The organism is Rickettsia aeschlimannii, from assembly GCF_047973405.1.
GTDB lineage: Bacteria > Pseudomonadota > Alphaproteobacteria > Rickettsiales > Rickettsiaceae > Rickettsia > Rickettsia rickettsii.
Genome location: NZ_JBFQGO010000009.1, coordinates 17297 through 36216, shown reverse-complemented (window position 1 = coordinate 36216; position 18920 = coordinate 17297). Strand labels below are relative to the sequence as shown.

Genomic DNA, 18920 nt, shown 5'->3' with positions numbered 1-18920 from the left:
AAGATTAGCTTCTGCTTCTCATTCTGTATATAGGGTAGGTCCATACCATTATTTTGGTTAAAATATTCTCATTTTTATTATAAAAATTAAGCTTAGCTTAAAGACAAGCATATTCTAGAGACAAGTTTTTAAACATTGCTAGAGCTTTAAGTAGCTGTTCAGGTTTATCTTCAGCATCATATACTACTAGATACTCGCCACGTGAATATTCTAGGGCATAATTAAGGGCTTTCGGCTTATAACATGAAAATAAGACGGTAAATTATATAACACTATTTCTTTAATCATTAGATAATCGTCATCTTCGATAATAATTTTAACGCCTAACTTATCTTTTGGATAATTAATTAATGAAATATTTTTAATTATTAACCTTAACTTACTTAATTCTTTGTTAAATGGGCGAAATTTTTTTCTAATAATTTATAAAACAATATTTTTCATTTATAGCAGTATTGTATTACCGTGAACATCTTCATATATACAATAACCATTCACTACATAGGCTTGTATATAAGAATAATGATAAATTTTAATATAAGAAATATTGCTTATTAGCGGCAATATTATATTTTCATATAATATATCAATCATTATCTCATTATCGATAATTGCTTCTTCGATAATAGCTTTTAAACTAGTAGCTTGTTTTTTACCTAATAAGTTTTTATCTCTGATTATCTGTAATATTATATCTTCATTTATACATCTAACCATGCTGAAAAACTTATACCTGATATTTTATATTTCTTATTTGAAAGACTGCGATCCCAAAAAGAACCGATTTGAGCAGTTAACAAGTTTCTATTCTCTTTACTAAAATTAATTATCTTTGCAATTCCTAGCTGCTCATAAACTGAACTATCATATATATACATAGCTGTAATTTTAAGCATTATACCGTTTTTAAATTTAATCCCTTCACAAGTAGAAAAATTACATCTTCTTAGAACCAATATTAATTGAATGTCCAAAGCTAAATATATTTTGATTAAAAATAGTAACAGGGCGGATATTTTTAGACATTCCCATTAGTAAAGATATCTCACCTAAAAAATCTTCTTTAAGTTTTTTACTCTTACTCATTAAAATTTTAGGCTGAGCCGAAATAACAAAATCTTTATCTTCAAATAGCTTCAATTTATAGTAAATAGAAGCATCCGTGCTTATGTTTTTTCATTCAAAAATTTATCTTCTTTGTACAAAAAATGTACTCCAATATTTTGATTATCGGTAATACCGTATTCTACAGTACTATTTACAAATTGCTCATATTGATCAGAGGATAATTCTACTATCTTCTGCTCTAATCTTTTTATTTGTCGTAAGATTTTTGTATGAAGACTCGGCTGATCGCTTACTTTTTGAGGTATTCCTATAGATAAGCTACTATTTCTCTTATGTATAAAACGACTTCTTCTCTTTGCTTTTTCTTGTTTTTTGATATCTTATTAACTTTATTACCCCCTACAATATATCTATATCTTCCCTGCTCTAACAACCATGCCGAAGCATGTACCTTATTAATATCAAAAATAATTATAAGGCATACTAGACAATAATATAATCTTAATACCATAGCTGCTTAAATTTAAAAAACACACTATAACAGCAATTATAAATTGAGTAAGGAGCTAGGTAAAAAATTTTTAATTGAAGTAGTATATTGGAATATTGTAGTAATGATTTTATAACTTAAAATTCATTCAAAGAGGAAAATATGAACGATCCAAAATATAGAACTATTACTTTTACCGAAGAAAGTAGAACAGCAAATATTAATATATCCCCCGATAAAATAACAATTGGAGCTAATCAGCGTGTTACGTTTGAAAGCCTAGGCAATGTTGCGGAATTAATCTTAGGGCAGTAGTGTTAAAGTAACAGATCTTAATCATAAGGTATTTATAAATAATACCAATCGAGATAAGATAATTATATTATCAGGTGAACATATTTCTTTTGATGATAATCCATACGCTTAATAAATACGTTATTCTCGTGGAAGATTGGTTGCGTGGATACATGCACCGTCATTACGAGGAGCAAAGCGATGCGGCAATCCAGAAAAATAATAAAAAAATGCTATAAATTAGCATTTTTTGCAATGACGGGAGAACTGATCCACTTAGCAACTTTCTAAGACCCAAGCAGTACCTGATTTTGTAGTTTAAATAATTCCACAACTCCACCTTTAGCAAGTTTTAACATTGCTAAAAACTGCTCTTCTGAAAAAGGATTTTTCTCTGCCGTGCCTTGTACTTCGATTAAATTACCGTTACCTGCAAACACAAAATTACTATCCACGTCCGCATCACTATCTTCTAAATAATCCAAATCTAGTATCGCCTCACCTTTATATACACCGCAAGAAATAGCTGCAATTTGACTAATTAACGGGTTCACCTTTAAAACTCTCTTTTTCATCAAGGACCTAATAGCTAGGTGCAATGCTACGTAGCTTCCTGTTATTGCTGCAGTTCTAGTACCGCCGTCAGCATTAATAACATCACAATCTATAATAATTTGCCTCTCGCCGAGTTTCTTCACATCAATTACACATCGCATCGCCCTACCTATTAAACGCTGTATCTCTTGCGTTCTTCCGCCTTGTTTTCCGAGTGCCACTTCTCTTTTAATACGCTGTGATGTAGAACCGGGAAGCATACCGTACTCAGCAGTAATCCAGCCTTGATTTTGTCCCCTCAAGAATGGCGGTACGGTAGTTTCACAAGTAGCACTACACATGACATGTGTATTACCTATTTTAATAAGACATGAACCTTCCGCATTAATAAGCGGGGATAATTCTAATGAAATAGGACGTAATTGGTTGCTTTCTCTTCCTGACTGTCTCATAATACAATTTGTACTCCATAAGTAAAAATAAATAGTAGACGAAGTTTAATTTGGAAAAGAGTAAGGCATTTCATATTTTTTGACCGCAGCATACATACTAGTACGTGAGGATAAAAAAAATACGAAACAACGATGCCAATTTTTCAAATTAAACGAGTATACCATTGAAAAAATTTTTATTATATCTATATATATCTCAAAAAAGAACATAAATATAAAGTAAATAATATGATAGACGATAATATAGAAAATAATGAACAAACAATAAATGATATTGCTGAAGAGATAGTTGAAACGGCAAATCCGGAGATAACAGCGTTAAAAGCCGAGATTGAAGAGCTAAAAGATAAGCTAATAAGAACTACTGCCGAAATAGACAATACAAGAAAGCGTTTAGAAAAAGCACGTGACGAAGCAAAAGATTATGCAATTGCTACATTTGCTAAAGAACTACTAAATGTTAGTGATAATCTTTCAAGAGCATTAGCACATAAACCGGCAAATTCTGATGTAGAAGTCACAAATATTATTGCAGGCGTTCAGATGACTAAAGACGAGCTAGACAAAATCTTTCATAAACATCATATTGAAGAAATAAAGCCGGAAATAGGATCAATGTTCGACTATAATTTACATAATGCAATTGCGCAGATAGAACATCCTGATCATGCACCGAATAGTATTATTACTTTAATGCAATCAGGATATAAAATTAGAGATAGACTACTTCGTCCTGCTACCGTACAAGTAGTTAAAAAACCTTAATACTCGATGAACTTCAAAAATTGGCATCGTCGTTTTACAAGAGCTTCGGTTCTCACGTATTAAGTATACGCTGTGATCTTCGCCTTGTGAACTTCTGCTCTTTTTGAAGTTGATCTTCGTGTAGAAAATGGGAAAAATAATATGAATAGAACCGTTATATTTTGGCTAGTTTTTTTAGGGCTTTTTATAAGCGGTTTTATGCTAATTTCAGACGCAGTAAAACCATTTTTTATCGCATTTATACTATCTTACTTACTACAACCTGCTATAGGTTTTATCGCATCAAAATTTAAAATATCAAATAAATTTGCATCAAGCATAATTTATCTGATATTTTTGAGCATATTTTTCTTAAGCTTAACTATTTTAGTGCCGATAATTTATGGACAAATTTTTACTTTTATAAATAATATTCCAAAATATAACAATTATTTACAGACAGAAATATTACCGCCTATAATGGCAAAAATTTATTCGATAGAACCTGATATTGCCGATAAAATCAAGAATTCTTTAAGCAATTTTATAAATAGTATATTTACTATACTTGGCAGTATTGCTAATAATTTTTGGCGTTATACTATTATAACTATTAACATATTTGTTTTATTTTTACTTATACCTATAATATTATTCTATTTCCTACGTGATTGGGCTAAAATTATTGCAAACATGCAATCATTATTACCTATAAAAACCCGACCGAAAATCCTTGAAATATTATCGGCAATTAATAATCTGTTATCTGCTTACATAAGAGGACAACTAAATATTTGCTTATTATTATCTACTTATTATAGTATTGCATTTACCGTAATAGGTATTGATCTCGCTCTTTTACTTGGCATTTTAACAGGATTTTTAGTTATTATTCCTTTCCTTGGTACTTTTATATCGTTTCTTTTAACTCTAATTATCGGCTATTTAACTTTTGGTGTAACTACCAAATTATTATATATAATGATAATTTATCTAGTTGGAAATATTTGCGAGTCTTATATTTTCACCCCTAAAATTATCGGTGATAAAATAGGGTTGCATCCTCTTTGGATTATATTCTCAATTTTTGCCTGCGGCAGTTTATTTGGAATTATCGGAATATTTTTTGCTATACCGATTGCAGGGATTACAAAAATTTTACTTTTGAATCTAATTAAATTTTATAAATCTAGCAAATTCTATCGAATAGACGGCTAAAAAATTCTTATAATAGTGCAGCAATATATATTTCGTTTTACTACTTCTAATAAATATCATCCTGATGAATTTATTGTTTCTAGTTCTAACAATCAAGCTTATAATATTATAAAAAATTGGCAGTGCGGCTTTGGCGTTAACCCTTATAAATTTACTTTATTAATTAAAGGACCTTCTTCGTCAGGCAAAACTTATTTAACTAAAATATGGCAAAATTTAAGCAATGCCTATATTATTAAAGATATTTTTTTTAATGAAGAAATTTTAGAAAAATATAATGCTTTCATCATTGAAGATATTGAAAACTGGCAAGAGCCGACATTACTTCATATATTTAATATTATTAACGAAAAACAAAAATATCTTTTACTTACCGCATCTGATAAAAGCAGAAATTTTACTTTACCCGATTTATCTTCACGTATTAAATCAGTACTTAGTATGCTATTAAACTCACCTGACGATGAGTTAATCAAAATTCTAATATTTAAGCATTTTGCTATTTCTTCGGTAACAATATCCGGACAAATAATAGATTTTCTTTTAGTAAATTTGCCTAGGGAATATTCTAAAATTATAGAAATATTAGACAATATTAACTATTTTGCTTTAATTTCCAAAAGAAAAATAACAACTTCATTAGTCAAAGAAGTTTTAAATAAGTATAATCATAAAACTTTGTAACTTTTTCCTTGACTTGAAATCTTCTCAATATAACCTTTCTATAAATTAACTTTTTAGAAAAAATTGTGTTGGGATACGAAAAAAGTTTAAACAGAGAACAAAAACGGGCTATAGGCTTACTATCCTATAGGTACTTTTTTAGAATATTTTGATCTTATGCTATATGTTCATATGGCAGTACTTTTAAATGATTTATTTTTTCCTCAGTATGATCCTTTTGTTAATTCACTTCTTAATGCTTTTGCGTTTTGTTCTACTTTCGTTTTTAGACTGGTAGGGGCTATAATATTTGGTTGGATTGGTGACAATATAGGCAGAAAAGCATTATCACCACAGCTATTATGGCAATTACCTGCATTATTACAGCGACTCTTTCTCCTTACTCAGAAATAGGTATAGCTGCTACTAGTAGTTATAACATTATGTAGAGTTGCTCAAGGAATCTCATCAATGGGCAAAATTATTGGGGTTCAAATTTGCTTAACCGAAATCACAAAACCTCCTACTCAATATTCAAGCGTGGCCATGATTGTCACAGCATCTACTGTAGGAAGCGTTGCAGCACTCGGTATAGCATCTATAGTTACCAGCTATAGTTTAGTTGGCGTATAGCCTTTTGGATGGGAGCAGTTATTGCCGTGATTGGACTAACTGCACGAACTACTTTACGGGGAACTCCTGTATTTACAGATGCAAAACACCAACTTCAAGAAAGCTTAGCTGATGCTATTAAATATTAAAAAATTAAAAAACCATTTTCTGCTACAAGAAAAGGTCAATAAAAAAACTGTTTGGCTTATTTTTTAATTGAATGTGCATGGCCTGTATCATTTTATTTTACCTACTCACATTGTAGTAATATATTAAAAAATACCTTTGGTTACACCAGTAAACAGATCATACATAATAATTTTATTGTCTCAATAGTAAATTTAGGTTCATAAGACCTGATGCTTTTCCTGCTATACCTATATATATAACATTTTCCAATTTTTAAACATTTTACCTACCCAAGTTGGTTATTTGCTTTATCACAAGCCTTAATACATATTATTACCTCTCTTGGACTAGTTTTTTTAGTTAAATATTTTGATAATTGGGGAGTATTGTTTATATTAATTACAGTAAGTATAGGTTTTACGTGGGGAATATTATATTATGAAAAGCTGGATAAAGTGGTTGAAAGTTATCCTCAAACTTCGTTAGTGACCGTTTCAGCTGATAATCTTTAGGATATAGATACTAATAGCATAAAAATAAGAGCCTTTCTTTTATTACTGGAATTTTAAAGTATGCAGCTATAGTTACAAAATTTATTAAAGTCTCTTCAATAATTTTTTTAGCTTTCTCAGATGATTTAGCTCCTAAAATCTGTATATTATGGACTCTATCAAAAAGTTTTATAAGTGCCGTATTATATCTTTTCTGTTTAATTAACAGATTTAACCTTTCTTCAGCAGTGATTTTCCCGTAAGGTTTAATTCTAGTTAGGCCTTCTACATGTTTCGCTACCTCTTGCTCCAAAAAGGCCGTTAATCATTTCTTCAGTTAATTCTATATCCTCAATAGTACCATAAAGTAACGCAGCTTGTAGCATTATGGTCGTAAAAAGCTTAGGAACTTTTTCAGCTACAAACTCCGCAAGCATAATCGTCACCTCAATCGGATGCGAGTAATAAGGATCACCTGATTGACGCATTTGAGAACCGTGATATTTACAAGCGTAGTAAATGCCTTTTTTAACCTCCTCTATATCATCAATATGATTTTTTACTTTAGTGTTCAAATTATTGCAATAATATTTTAACTTTAAATATATTAGCAACCTTTGGTTATTTTGTATTTTAACAACTATCATTTTACTTTATTCACTGCTTTAACTTCCACTTCCTCGTGCAATGTAATATTATAATGAAATACGTAACTATGGCTAAAGCGAGATAAATAAAGATATAAACTGTCATACCTGGACTTGTTCCCGGTATCCAGAAAACCTTAAAAAGTTTTGGATCCCGTCAAGCCACGGGATGACAAATTAATAACATACCATTTTTATTTAACCCTAGCTATATCAAGCTCTAAATGGACAATCTCTTCTCGTTTTCTTCTTGTCAACGAATTACGTAAAATTTATTAGACTTCTTCAGAAATAAGGATTTAGAGAGGAATTTGAAAGAGACAGTTCACTTTGAACCGGAGCGTACATACTAGTATGTGAGGACGAGTGGTAAGGATCGACGTACAAATTACCTCTAGAAGTAGAGTTCCCGAAGAGATCTATTGTATGACACTGAACGTGTTTCCTGATTTACACAATAAAAAACTATAACTATAAAGAACCTAGGAATTTAGAAAAAGTACTAAAAAATGCTAAAATTTAGTATTTTTGGATTATTTCGTCAATTACTTTGTAATTTTCTTGCAATGGCATTAAATTATTAACTAATATATACTTAGTTAGAAATGCCATTTCACAAAGATACTGTTTTTCTTGATAGGTTTAACTATTGTAACATTTAAAACTGAAAAGCTTGAGTTTAAGCTTCATTCATTGTTTGATATTTTCGTTGAAATACTAAAAACTTTTGATTGGTGGGCGATGACGGAGTCGAACCGCCGACACTCTCGGTGTAAACGAGATACTCTACCAGCTGAGCTAATCGCCCATATTTTTTATTAATTAGTAAAATAACATCATTTATAATTAATAAGAAGTATATAAATAATTTAGCAAAATTTTATTAGTTTTTGCTTTTAAATTACTATAAAGTGTTATTTACTTTCGTTCAAACTTTTTATTTGCCTTGATAATCTGCTGATTTTTCTTGAGGCGGTATTTAATTTAATTATATTTTTTTTCACACCTTGCATTATCTTAGACTGAGCAACAGATAAAGCTAAGTTAGCATTTTCTTTATTACCAAGACTGATTTCATGTACAACTTTCTTTATAAAAGTTTTTATTGCACTAGATCGTTTTTTATTGATTAGAGTTCTTTTTACTGTTTGTCTAGCAGCTTTTTTTGCTGAAGAATGATTAGCCATCACCGAGTCCCTTATATTTTAATTTTTAATTTCTTCATTAGCATCTTGCTGTATATTTCCTTTAGCATTAATATCTCTATCTACAAATTCAATATATGCTATCGGTGCTAAATCACCATAACGGAATCCGGCTTTTATTATTCTAGTATAACCGCCAGGTCTATCTTTATATCTGGTACCTAAAATATTCATAAGCTTTTCTACTGCTTTTTTATCTTTTATTTTTGATAAAACGCTTCTTCTTACCGTTAAATCAGCTTTTTTAGCTTTAGTAATTAGAGTTTCAATGTAAGGTTTTAATTCCTTAGCTTTTGGTAAAGTAGTTTTAATTTGTTCATGGGTTACAAGTGCTACAGCCATATTAGCGAGCATTGCTTGCCTATGACTACTTGTTACATTTAACTTTCTGCCTGTAATTTTATGTCGCATTTTTTAGTCCTTAATTATAAGAATCTTCATAACGTTTAGATAATTCCTGAATATTTTCTGGTGGCCAATCCAGCACATCCATACCGAATCTTAAATTAAATTTTGCCAATATTTCTTTAATCTCATTTAAAGATTTCCTACCGAAATTTGGAGTTCTCAGCATATCGGACTCAGTTCTTTTTACTAAATCCCCTATATATATTATATTATCATTTTTCAAACAATTTGCCGATCTAACCGATAATTCCAATTCATCGACTCTCTTAAGTAAATAAGGTGAAAATGGTAAAGCATCAGTTTTAACTTGCTTATCTTCTTCCTGTTCTTCAAAAGAAATAAATAATTGTAATTGCTCCTGTAAAATACGTGCAGCTAAACCTACAGCCATTTCAGGTAATAAATCACCGTTAGTTTCTACAAACATAATTAATTTATCATAATCGGTAACCTGACCTACCCTAGTATTTTCTACCTTATAAGTAACACTCTTTACCGGATTAAATAAAGCATCTATAGCTATTTCACCAATAGGTAAATTATCCTCATAACTATTTGTGCTAAGTACATATCCTTTACCAACCTTGCAAGTTAATGCTATTTCAAGCTGCTTGTCCTTAGCTAGATCACAAATTACATGATCCGGATTCAGTATTTCTACATCATGACCTGTTTCAATCATACCGGCCGTTACAACACAAGGTCCTGTTGCCTTTAATTTCATGATACGTTTTTCTGCAACATGCATTTTTACTTCAATACCTTTAATGTTTAAAATCACTTCCGATACATCTTCTTTTACACCGGGTATAGAAGAAAATTCATGTTCTATAGCAGGAATCTTTATAGAAGTAATAGCTGCTCCTTGTAAAGAAGAAAGTAATACTCTTCTCATAGCATTACCGAGTGTTAAACCAAAACCTCTTTCTAAAGGTTCAACTACAATTTTAGCTTTATTATTGGTTTCTGGAAAATTTTCATAAGCGACCTTATTAGGCTTTATTAAAGTATTCCAATTTTTACTTAACGATAACATTTAATACCTATGATTCTCTTATACTCTTCTTCTTTTTGGCGGTCTTACTCCATTATGAGCAATTGACGATACATCTAAAATTGATGTAACCACAAAATTTTGTCCGAATAAAGCTCTCATTGCTGATTCACGCTGAGCTCCCGGTCCTCCAATCCTAATAGAAATAGTTTTTAGACCATATTCTTTCGCTTTTTCCGATGCTCTATCAATTGTTACTTGAGCTGCATAAGGTGTTGCTTTTCTTGCCCCTTTAAACCCATTACCTCCTGCCGATGCAGAAGAAATAGTATTACCTTGAATATCAGTAAATGTTACTATAGTATTATTAAATGATGCTCGGATATGCACAACACCAAGAGTGATAGTTTTTTTCTTTTTCTTAACTTTAACCGTCTGATTCATTATTTGTACTCTATAAACTATTATTTTACAGCTTTTTTCTTCCCGGCGATCGTAATAGCTTTACCTTTTCTAGTTCGAGCATTAGAATGCGTGTTCTGTCCTCTCACCGGCAACTTACGTATATGTCTAAGTCCTTGATAACATCTTATATCTTTCTTTTTCTTAATATTAAGCGTAACTTCTCGTCTTAAATCACCCTCAACTTTATACTCACTTTCAATAATATTACGTAAGCTTATTAACTCTTGATCTGTCAGTTCTTTCACTTTTTTATCTTTCGATATTTTTGCTTTATTACAGACCTCTGCTGCCATAGTACGCCCAAGACCATAAATGTAAGTTAAACTCACAACTAAACGTTTATTATCAGGAATATTAACACTTGCAATTCTTGCCACAAATAATCTCCAAAACTTTACTGGTAACTAGAAAATAATATAAAAATCTTTGATAAAGTCAATTTATTTTTAGTATTTTCTGTATATCAATTTCTATTTCTTGTTCATTTTTACTTCCATTAACTATATAAAAATTACCACTATTTTTATAATAATCTATTAACGGATATGTTTCTGTTTTATATACTTCAATTCTTTTTTTTATTACTTCTTCATTATCGTCTTTTCTATAATCAAATGTACTTGAACCGCAAACATCACATACATTATCAATTTTAGGCTGCAAGAAGTAGCTATTATATATTTTACCGCAATTTTTACAACTATATCTTCCTAAAATTCTTTTAATTAATAATTCATCTGAAACATCAAAATATATTATTTTAATTTTTTCTTTAATAAATGATTCAAAAAATTTCGCTTGCTCTAAATTACGCGGATATCCATCTAATATGTAACCGTTTTTATATTCAGAGGATAATAAAAAATTTTTGATTACTTGATTAACTATTTCATTAGGGATAAGCTCCCCTTGCTTAACGTAATTATTAATTAACTCTGCTTCACTAGTTGATGTTTTAATAATTGTTCTAAATATATCACCGATTGCTATATGTGGTAAATCAATTTTTTTAGCTATCTTTTTTCCTTGTGTTCCCTTTCCCGCTCCTGGAGGACCTAAAAAAATTACTATCACTATTAAAGCTCATTTTTAATTTTTTAATTTTACTTTCTTCATTAAACCTTCATACTTACTACTAAATAAGTAAGTTTGAATCTGAGTCATAGTATCAAGTACCACGTTCACTACAATTAAAAAACTCGTACCTCCTAAAGAAAGAGAGATTACATATTTATTCATTAATAGCTCCGGAATTACACATATTACACTTAAATATATCCCACCTATAACCGTAAGCCTTGTAAGTATATAATCAAAATAATCAGACGTATTTTTTCCTGGTCTTTTACCTGGAATATAAGCACCGTATTTTCTTAAATTATTAGCAGTTTCTTCAGAATTAAATACTATTGCAGTATAAAAAAAACTAAAAAACATAATTAATGCTACATATAATAAAATATATACGGGTTTTCCATGCCCTAAGTAATAAGTAAGCATTCCCATAGTTTCTGAATTACTATTAGAAAAATTAGCAAGCGTAGCAGGAAATAGTAAAATTGAACTAGCAAATATTGGAGGTATTACACCAGAAGTATTTAACTTGAGAGGCATATGGGTTGCTTCGCCTCCATAAATTTTATTTCCTACTTGTCTTTTAGGATACTGCACCAATAATTTTCTTTGGGCTTTTTCAAAAAATATAATTATAGCTATTAATACAACTACTCCAATACAAACAGCTATAGCTATTAAAGGCGATAATGCTCCTTTTCTTGATAATTCAAACATACTAATAATAGCACTAGGTACTCCCGAAATTATACCTATAAATATAATTAAAGACGTACCATTACCTATTCCGCGTTGTGTAATTTGTTCTCCTAACCACATTAATAGCATCGTGCCTACAACCAAAGTAATTACGGTTGTAACTCTAAAGAAAAAACCCGCTAAAATTACTACAGGACCGGTATTTGTTACAATCGACTCTAAACTTATAGCAACTCCATAAGCCTGAAAAGAAGCAAGCAGAACCGTTAAATATCTCGATAGCTGATTTACTTTTCTTTTGCCGACTTCCCCTTCTTTTTTTAAATTTTCCAAAGGTTTATATGCAACTGACATTAATTGGATAATAATTGAGGCGGTAATATACGGCATAATTGCTAAAGCAAAAATGGACATTCTACCTAGCGATCCCCCGGATAGCATATTAAACATTCCGAGTATTCCGGATTGATTCTTTGCAGCCACACTACTTAAAGCAATTGAATCTATACCAGGTATAGGTATAAAAGACCCAAATCTACATACTATAAGAATGAGAATAGTAAAAACAATGCGACTAACTAAATCATTGCCGGATTTTTTAGAAAAATTCTGCCCCATATACTATAATAATTTTCCACCTGCTTTCTCGATTAAATCCTTAGCTTTAGAAGAATAAGCATCTAATTTTAATGATAGAGGAGAAGCGAAATCATCACTACAAATAGATAATAATTTCACTAATTTCTTATTATTTTTATTATTAACTACTCCGACTTCTACCAATTTTTCTTTCGTAATAGTATCATCAGCCCTTAAACGCCCATCGGCTAACGCTTCTTCAATATTATAAATATTTATTATATTGTATTTTTTAGTTGAAATACAATTAAACCCTCTTTTAGGTAGTCTTTTGATCATAGGTGTTTGACCACCTTCAAAACCTTTTATTGCAACGCCGGATCTAGATTTTTGACCTTTAATTCCTCTACCGCCGGTTTTTCCTTTACCACTACCAATACCGCGTGCTATTCTTTTCTTATTTTTTTTAGCACCTATATTATTATATAATTCATTTAATCTCATTTAAAAACTCTAATTACATATTTTCTATTTTTAACAAATGCTTTACTTTTTCAACCATCCCTTTGATTGAATTAGTATTTGCAAGAATAACGCTCTTATTAATTTTGTTTAAACCAAGCCCAACTAATATCAATCTTTGATTATACTTACGACCTATAGCACTTTGAACTTGAGTAATTTTTATATTACTGATCTTATTATTCATAACTTCACCTTACTTACGCAACATTATTCATTAACTTGAATGTTAGAAGATTTTACAAATATTTCATTTACTTTTTTATCTCTTCTCATAGCAATAGATTTGGGTGATGCAAGTTTATTTAATGCATCAAATGTTGCAGAAATCATTGCGTAAACATTCGTTGAACCTATTGATTTAGCAACAATATCATGAACGCCTAAAGAGTCAAAAATTGCTCTCATAGATCCTCCGGCTATAATGCCTGTACCTGCTTTAGCTCTTCTTAAAATCACTTTAGCAGCTCCACTTTTACCAACAACGTCATGGTGAATAGTCCTATTTTGATATAACGGCACTTTCATCATTCTCTTTTTAGCGGCTTGTTTTGCCTTTCCTCGAGCTTCATTTACTTCTTTAGCTTTTCCGTGTCCCGCTCCGACTCTGCCGGCTTTATCACCGACAACTACATAAGCAGAAAAAGCAAATCTTCTACCGCCTTTTACTACTTTTGTAACTCTATTTACATCAACTAAAACTTCACTTAAAGTCTCGTCATTTTTTTTAACTTTAGACATTACTACAACCTTATAACCTAAAATTTTATTTTCTCTCTAGCTGCATCAGCTAGAGCTTTTACAACACCGTGATACTTATATCCGCCTCTATCAAACACTACGTCTTTTACCCCTGCAGAATCAGCTTTTTTTGCTATTTCTTCGCCTACTTTGATCGCATTTTCAATATTACAATGAGATTTTTTTAATTTTTTTATTTTCTCATCTAAAGTTGAAGCAGAAGCAATCGTTATAGACTTAGAATCATCAATAATTTGTGCATATATATGTCTACCTGACTTAAATATTGATAATCTAACTCTATTAGATGTTTTAGATATTTTATGTCTTATTCTACTTCTTCTTTTTTCAAATTTTAGCTTAGCACTACGCATATTTAACCCTTAAATTTAATTTTTCTTACCTTCTTTACGCGGTATAAATTGATTTTCAAATTTAATTCCTTTTCCTTTATAAGGCTCAGGTGGTCTCTGTTTTATAATAATTGAAGCAAATTGTCCTAATTTTTCCTTATCTGTTCCCTCAAGAATAATAATATTTTGCTTAGGCATCTCTATTTTAATATCTGAAGGTATTTCAATTTTTGTATTATGGCTTTTAGCAAGCATTAAATTTAAATATTTACCTTTTACCATTGCCCTATAACCGACTCCGTTAATTTCGAGTTTAAGCTTAAAACCTTCTTTAACGCCGGTAACCATATTTGATATTATGCTTCTTGCAGTACCCCACATAGCACGTGCATTTTTATTTGCATCTAAAGGTTTTACTAAAAGCTTATTTTCTGCCAATGAAATTGCTATATTGCCTTTAAAAGTTTTTGATAATTCACCTTTAGGTCCGGATATTTTTACTTCTAAATCATTTAAACCAATTTTTACACCTTCAGGTATAGTAATCGGCAATTTTCCAACACGTGACATTCTTTTTACCTTAAAATACTTTACAAATTACTTCGCCGCCGACATTTTTAATATGAGCTTCTCTATCAGACATAACACCGTAAGGAGTAGAAAGAATATATATACCCATATTATTATAATATCCTTTCAAATCTTTAATAGCAGAATATACTCTTTTTCCAGGCTTTGATACTCTATGAATTTCGCATATAGAAGCATCGCCATTAACAGAGTATTTTAAAGCTACCTCAGTATAACTAATATTATTTTTTTGAGTAGTTATATAATCCTTTATATAACCTTCTTTTTGCAAAACATCTAAAATTGAAGTTTTAATTTTAGAACTAGGAAAAGAAACATTTATCAATTTACTTTTATAAGCATTTCTAATTCTAGTTAACATATCTGCTACATTATCCGTCATTGACATATGATTTACCTATCAACTTTTACCAACTTGACTTAACTACACCGGGAACTAAGCCTCTGCCTATTAATTCTCTAAGCTTATTCCTCGATATACCAAACTTTCTTGTAACACCTCTTGGTCTACCTGTAAGCTCGCATCTATTTCTTATTCTAGTAGATGATGAATTTCTAGGTAATTGTGCAAGTGACATTACCAAAGAAAAACGCTCTTCTAATGAAATATTTTTATCATAAATTTTACTTTTTAGTGCTAAACGTTTATTATGTAAACTTTGTGATTTTTTTTTCCTACTTTCGTTCTTTTTTATAGAACTTACTTTTGCCATTATATATATCCTAAAAATTAATTATAAAAAGGTAAATTAAACCCTGATAACAAAAATTTACTTTCTTGATCTGTTTTAGCAGATGTAACGATTGTAATATCCATACCCCTTATTGTATCGATTTTATCGTAATTAATTTCAGGGAAAACTATCTGCTCTTTTAATCCAAAAGTAAAATTCCCTTTACCATCAAAACTTTTATAAGAAAAACCGCGAAATTCCTTAACACGGGGTAATGCAACAATTACTAACCTCTCTAAAAAATCATACATTCTATCTTTACGTAATGTAACCTTGCAGCCTATTTTCATATTTTCGCGTAACTTAAAAGTCGCAATAGATTTTCTCGCTAACGTTACAACCGGCTTCTGACCGGAAATCAAAGTAAGATCATTTACTGCATTATTAATTACTTTAGAATCAGCTGTTGCTTTCCCTACTCCCATATTTATAACAATTTTCTTAATTTGCGGTATTTCGTGTTTATTTTTATAAGAAAATTTTTTTTGTAAGTTTTCAATAATTTTTTGCTGATATAATTCTTTAAATCTTAACATTATTTACCTTCCTTACCGATAATTTCCCCTGATTTCTTTGCTACTCTAGCCTTAGAACCGTCTTCTAAGAATTTAAAAGCTACCTTGGTAGGGTTACCAGTTTTTGGATCGATGTGTGCAATATTTGAGATATGTATAGGTAATTCTTTAGTTATTATCCCGCCTTCACTCATTTGATTAGATTTAGTATGCTTTTTTACTAAATTTACTCCAGAAACAATTACTTTACTGTCCTCCGGGAACACTTTTAATATTTTACCTTTTTTCCCTTTGTGCTTTCCGGTAATAACAACAACTTCATCACCTTTTTTTACTTTTAATTTAATCATTTATAATACTTCCTCTGCAAGCGACATTATTCTAACATATTTTTTCGCTCTAAGTTCTCTTGTAACAGGCCCGAAAACTCTAGTACCGATAGGTTCATCTTGTTTATTCAAAAGCACTAATGCGTTTTTATCAAATTTTATTGTACTACCGTCAGGTCTTACTACTCCAGCCTTTGTACGAACAATCACGCCTTTATAAACATCACCCTTTTTAACCTTACCGCCGGGTATAGCGTCTTTAACAGATACAACTATAACATCACCCAGCTTTGCCACCATATGGTGAGAGCCACCTAAAACTTTAATACACATAACTTTTTTAGCACCAGAATTATCTGCAACTTCCAAGATGCTCTGCATTTGAATCATAAACTACTTCCAATTTTTTATACACGAGAAATAAAATAAACAATCTACCTTATAAAGTCAAAGATTAAAAAACCTTATTCCTCATTTACCACTACCCATGTTTTGGTTTTTGAGATAGGACGACTTTCAATTATACTAACTTTATCTCCTTCTTGATATTTATTTTCTGAATCATGAGCAGCATATTTTTTAGATACTTTCACAAATTTTTTATAAATAGGATGCTTAAACTTTCTTTCTACTTTTACTGTAACCGTCTTATCAGCTTTTGAACTTATAACCACACCTTGTAACACTCTTTTCGGCATTTTAATATTCCTCACTATTAGATCTTTTTGTTAATTCAGTTTTAATACGTGCTATAGACTTTTTGACTAACGAAAACCTACTAGTATTTTTTAACTCACCTAAAGCTTGTTGAAATCTTAAATTAAACAATTCTTTTTTTAAAAGATTAAGGTTTTTATAAAGCTCTTCTATTGTTTCAGTAGATAACTTACTTCTTAATAATTTTAAATCATTCATAACGTCTCACTATCCTTGTTCTAACAGGTAATTTTGCACTTGCAAGCTCCAAAGCTCTAAGTGCAACATTTTCTTCTACCCCTTCAATTTCAAACATAATTCTTCCAGGCGAAACTCTAACTGCAAAAAATTCAGGAGAACCTTTACCTTTACCCATTCTTACTTCAGCAGGCTTTTTAGAAACGGGAACATCCGGAAAAATGCGAATCCATAATCTTCCTTGCCTTTTCATACATCTAGTAGCAGCTTTTCTTCCTGCTTCTATTTGTCTTGCAGTAACACGCCAACCATCTATAGACTTTAGACCAAATGATCCAAAAGCAAGCGTCGTACCTGCTTTTGCTTTTGAAGCAACTCTACCCTTATGAGCTTTTCTAAATTTTTGTTTTTTCGGAGCTAACATTTTAATACTTAAAATTAATTATATCTTTTATTTTCTGTATATTCACCTTTATAAATCCACACTTTAACCCCTATAACTCCATAAGTAGTTATAGCCTCAGCTGTTGAATAATCAATATCAGCTCTTAAAGTATGTAACGGCATTCTTCCCTCTATATACCATTCGGTTCTAGCAATTTCAGCACCTCCAAGTCGTCCTGAACAACTAACCCTGATACCTTGTCCACCTTGTTTAAATGAAGCCTGCATTGCTGTTTTCATGGCTTTTCTAAAAGAAACTCTTTTTTCAAGCTGTAGTGCTATAGTTTGAGCTACTATAGCAGCATCTATATTAAATTTTCTAACTTCGTGAATATTTATATAAACTTCTTTTAAAGAAGTTATTTTCTCGATAGCTTTTTTTAGCTTATCAATTTCACTACCGTTTCTACCGATAATGATATTTGGTTTTTTGGCATTAATATTAATTATAATACTTTTATTAGAAGGGCGTTCAATTAAAACTCTGCTAATTTGAGCTTGATTAAAACCCTTATTTATTAAATCCCTAATTTTTAAATCTTGTATAAAAAGAGTTTTATAATGTTTTTCTGCATATAATACGGAATCCCAACCTTTAATTAAAGTCGGTCCAACTCTAAAACCATGTGCACAAACTTTCTGCCCCATTTTAACTATCCTCTTTTTCTGTAACAGTTATATAAAGATTACTAAAAAACTTATTTATTCTAGTTGCTCTTCCTTTTGCTCTTGGCATAACTCTTTTCATTACTAAAGCCTTACCTACAGTCGCTTTAGTAATAACCAATCTATCTATATCTAGACCTAAATTATTTTCAGCATTTGCAACAGCAGATTGTAAACAATCTTTTACAACTTTTGCAATTCTTTTAGGAGAAAAAGTTAATTGTACCAATGCTTCAGATACTTTCATATTTCTAATAAAGGCTGCAACTAAATTGAGCTTCCTTGAACTTACTCTAATAGATTTAGCTTGTGCCGTAGCAAAATTTTTATTTTCCTGTACCATA

Annotated in this window: 29 protein-coding genes, 1 tRNA gene and 3 pseudogenes; 5 read left to right on the top strand and 28 right to left on the bottom strand. The window is 30.5% G+C overall.

Translation table 11 applies throughout. The features are described 5' to 3' along the window. Positions 1-444 precede the first annotated feature (444 nt). The 3 genes and pseudogenes from AB4K15_RS07060 to AB4K15_RS07050 all read right to left on the bottom strand — a co-directional run bounded on the left by AB4K15_RS07060 (position 445) and on the right by AB4K15_RS07050 (position 1579). Positions 445-717, bottom strand: coding sequence for a hypothetical protein (locus tag AB4K15_RS07060; RefSeq protein ID WP_500225428.1), 273 nt, complete (start codon positions 715-717; stop codon positions 445-447). After that, positions 702-1205: pseudogene (locus AB4K15_RS07055) on the bottom strand (hypothetical protein). Before AB4K15_RS07055 ends, AB4K15_RS07060 begins: the two are co-directional and overlap by 16 nt. Positions 1206-1375: 170 nt before the next feature. Then, on the bottom strand, positions 1376-1579 hold the full coding sequence (locus AB4K15_RS07050) for a hypothetical protein (RefSeq protein ID WP_032073462.1): 204 nt from the start codon (positions 1577-1579) through the stop codon (positions 1376-1378). Between the two features lie 141 nt (positions 1580-1720). Here AB4K15_RS07050 and AB4K15_RS07045 point away from each other — a divergent pair, with 141 nt between their 5' ends. Then, positions 1721-1873, top strand: a complete 153-nt coding sequence (locus tag AB4K15_RS07045; protein ID WP_500225426.1) for a hypothetical protein — start codon at positions 1721-1723, stop codon at positions 1871-1873. A gap of 266 nt (positions 1874-2139) precedes the next feature. Here the strand turns inward: AB4K15_RS07045 and rph are convergent, their stop codons facing one another. Then, a complete protein-coding gene (gene rph, locus AB4K15_RS07040; RefSeq protein ID WP_032073463.1) occupies positions 2140-2859 on the bottom strand; it encodes a ribonuclease PH in 720 nt (239 codons plus the stop codon). A 228-nt stretch (positions 2860-3087) separates the two neighbouring features. On the opposite strand from rph, the gene grpE reads away from it, so the two are divergent. From grpE to AB4K15_RS07020, 4 genes and pseudogenes are all read left to right on the top strand, one after another. Further along, complete coding sequence (gene grpE / locus AB4K15_RS07035; protein WP_032073464.1) at positions 3088-3624, top strand: nucleotide exchange factor GrpE; 537 nt, start codon at positions 3088-3090, stop codon at positions 3622-3624. Positions 3625-3765: 141 nt separating this feature from the next. Then, positions 3766-4821: an AI-2E family transporter gene (locus tag AB4K15_RS07030; RefSeq protein WP_032073465.1), complete on the top strand. Its 1056-nt coding sequence runs from the start codon at positions 3766-3768 to the stop codon at positions 4819-4821. A 15-nt stretch (positions 4822-4836) separates the two neighbouring features. Continuing rightward, positions 4837-5505: an HdaA/DnaA family protein gene (locus AB4K15_RS07025; protein WP_032073466.1), complete on the top strand. Its 669-nt coding sequence runs from the start codon at positions 4837-4839 to the stop codon at positions 5503-5505. Between the two features lie 65 nt (positions 5506-5570). Further along, a pseudogene (locus tag AB4K15_RS07020) lies at positions 5571-6737 on the top strand (MFS transporter). On the opposite strand, the pseudogene AB4K15_RS07015 reads toward AB4K15_RS07020, so the two are convergent. The 24 genes and pseudogenes from AB4K15_RS07015 to rplV all read right to left on the bottom strand — a co-directional run bounded on the left by AB4K15_RS07015 (position 6643) and on the right by rplV (position 18919). After that, positions 6643-7363 (bottom strand): annotated as a pseudogene (locus AB4K15_RS07015) (HD domain-containing protein). The pseudogenes AB4K15_RS07020 and AB4K15_RS07015 sit on opposite strands and share 95 nt — an antisense overlap. Positions 7364-8095: 732 nt before the next feature. Further along, positions 8096-8171, bottom strand: a tRNA-Val gene (locus tag AB4K15_RS07010). A 106-nt stretch (positions 8172-8277) separates the two neighbouring features. Then, the gene (rpsT, locus tag AB4K15_RS07005; protein ID WP_014365557.1) at positions 8278-8550 is read right to left on the bottom strand and encodes a 30S ribosomal protein S20; all 273 of its coding nucleotides are present in this window, start codon (positions 8548-8550) and stop codon (positions 8278-8280) included. 18 nt (positions 8551-8568) lie between these two features. Beyond that, on the bottom strand, positions 8569-8979 hold the full coding sequence (gene rplQ / locus AB4K15_RS07000) for a 50S ribosomal protein L17 (RefSeq protein ID WP_500225421.1): 411 nt from the start codon (positions 8977-8979) through the stop codon (positions 8569-8571). Positions 8980-8989: 10 nt separating this feature from the next. Further along, the gene (locus AB4K15_RS06995) at positions 8990-10012 is read right to left on the bottom strand and encodes a DNA-directed RNA polymerase subunit alpha (RefSeq protein ID WP_032073469.1); all 1023 of its coding nucleotides are present in this window, start codon (positions 10010-10012) and stop codon (positions 8990-8992) included. An 18-nt stretch (positions 10013-10030) separates the two neighbouring features. Further along, positions 10031-10414, bottom strand: a complete 384-nt coding sequence (rpsK, locus tag AB4K15_RS06990) for a 30S ribosomal protein S11 (protein WP_008580920.1) — start codon at positions 10412-10414, stop codon at positions 10031-10033. 20 nt (positions 10415-10434) lie between these two features. Beyond that, the gene (rpsM, locus tag AB4K15_RS06985) at positions 10435-10812 is read right to left on the bottom strand and encodes a 30S ribosomal protein S13 (protein ID WP_032073470.1); all 378 of its coding nucleotides are present in this window, start codon (positions 10810-10812) and stop codon (positions 10435-10437) included. 58 nt (positions 10813-10870) lie between these two features. Continuing rightward, positions 10871-11509 (bottom strand): adenylate kinase, encoded by a 639-nt coding sequence (locus tag AB4K15_RS06980; protein WP_032073471.1) that lies wholly within the window; start codon positions 11507-11509, stop codon positions 10871-10873. A 15-nt stretch (positions 11510-11524) separates the two neighbouring features. Continuing rightward, positions 11525-12826: a preprotein translocase subunit SecY gene (secY, locus tag AB4K15_RS06975; protein WP_017442474.1), complete on the bottom strand. Its 1302-nt coding sequence runs from the start codon at positions 12824-12826 to the stop codon at positions 11525-11527. 3 nt (positions 12827-12829) lie between these two features. Further along, positions 12830-13291: a 50S ribosomal protein L15 gene (rplO, locus tag AB4K15_RS06970; protein WP_032073472.1), complete on the bottom strand. Its 462-nt coding sequence runs from the start codon at positions 13289-13291 to the stop codon at positions 12830-12832. A gap of 13 nt (positions 13292-13304) precedes the next feature. After that, entirely contained in the window at positions 13305-13496 is a 192-nt protein-coding gene (gene rpmD, locus AB4K15_RS06965; RefSeq protein ID WP_032073473.1) for a 50S ribosomal protein L30, read from the bottom strand. A gap of 23 nt (positions 13497-13519) precedes the next feature. Then, entirely contained in the window at positions 13520-14050 is a 531-nt protein-coding gene (gene rpsE, locus AB4K15_RS06960) for a 30S ribosomal protein S5 (RefSeq protein ID WP_032073474.1), read from the bottom strand. 17 nt (positions 14051-14067) lie between these two features. Then, on the bottom strand, positions 14068-14424 hold the full coding sequence (gene rplR / locus AB4K15_RS06955; protein ID WP_032073475.1) for a 50S ribosomal protein L18: 357 nt from the start codon (positions 14422-14424) through the stop codon (positions 14068-14070). 15 nt (positions 14425-14439) lie between these two features. Continuing rightward, a complete protein-coding gene (rplF, locus tag AB4K15_RS06950; protein WP_032073476.1) occupies positions 14440-14973 on the bottom strand; it encodes a 50S ribosomal protein L6 in 534 nt (177 codons plus the stop codon). A 10-nt stretch (positions 14974-14983) separates the two neighbouring features. Beyond that, positions 14984-15382, bottom strand: coding sequence for a 30S ribosomal protein S8 (gene rpsH / locus AB4K15_RS06945; RefSeq protein ID WP_010977581.1), 399 nt, complete (start codon positions 15380-15382; stop codon positions 14984-14986). 19 nt (positions 15383-15401) lie between these two features. Then, entirely contained in the window at positions 15402-15707 is a 306-nt protein-coding gene (rpsN, locus tag AB4K15_RS06940; RefSeq protein ID WP_008580947.1) for a 30S ribosomal protein S14, read from the bottom strand. A 17-nt stretch (positions 15708-15724) separates the two neighbouring features. Then, complete coding sequence (gene rplE, locus AB4K15_RS06935) at positions 15725-16264, bottom strand: 50S ribosomal protein L5 (protein WP_032073477.1); 540 nt, start codon at positions 16262-16264, stop codon at positions 15725-15727. Further along, entirely contained in the window at positions 16264-16593 is a 330-nt protein-coding gene (rplX, locus tag AB4K15_RS06930) for a 50S ribosomal protein L24 (protein WP_032073478.1), read from the bottom strand. The genes rplE and rplX overlap by 1 nt, the downstream gene beginning before the upstream one ends. Then, positions 16594-16962: a 50S ribosomal protein L14 gene (gene rplN, locus AB4K15_RS06925; RefSeq protein WP_032073479.1), complete on the bottom strand. Its 369-nt coding sequence runs from the start codon at positions 16960-16962 to the stop codon at positions 16594-16596. Between the two features lie 74 nt (positions 16963-17036). Further along, a complete protein-coding gene (rpsQ, locus tag AB4K15_RS06920; protein WP_032073480.1) occupies positions 17037-17270 on the bottom strand; it encodes a 30S ribosomal protein S17 in 234 nt (77 codons plus the stop codon). Position 17271: 1 nt separating this feature from the next. Beyond that, the gene (rpmC, locus tag AB4K15_RS06915) at positions 17272-17487 is read right to left on the bottom strand and encodes a 50S ribosomal protein L29 (RefSeq protein WP_004596213.1); all 216 of its coding nucleotides are present in this window, start codon (positions 17485-17487) and stop codon (positions 17272-17274) included. After that, positions 17480-17890 (bottom strand): 50S ribosomal protein L16, encoded by a 411-nt coding sequence (rplP, locus tag AB4K15_RS06910; RefSeq protein ID WP_011270636.1) that lies wholly within the window; start codon positions 17888-17890, stop codon positions 17480-17482. Before rplP ends, rpmC begins: the two co-directional genes overlap by 8 nt. A gap of 14 nt (positions 17891-17904) precedes the next feature. Continuing rightward, positions 17905-18558, bottom strand: a complete 654-nt coding sequence (gene rpsC / locus AB4K15_RS06905) for a 30S ribosomal protein S3 (RefSeq protein ID WP_032073481.1) — start codon at positions 18556-18558, stop codon at positions 17905-17907. Position 18559: 1 nt separating this feature from the next. Next, a complete protein-coding gene (rplV, locus tag AB4K15_RS06900) occupies positions 18560-18919 on the bottom strand; it encodes a 50S ribosomal protein L22 (protein WP_032073482.1) in 360 nt (119 codons plus the stop codon). Between the last annotated feature and the right edge of the window lies 1 nt (position 18920).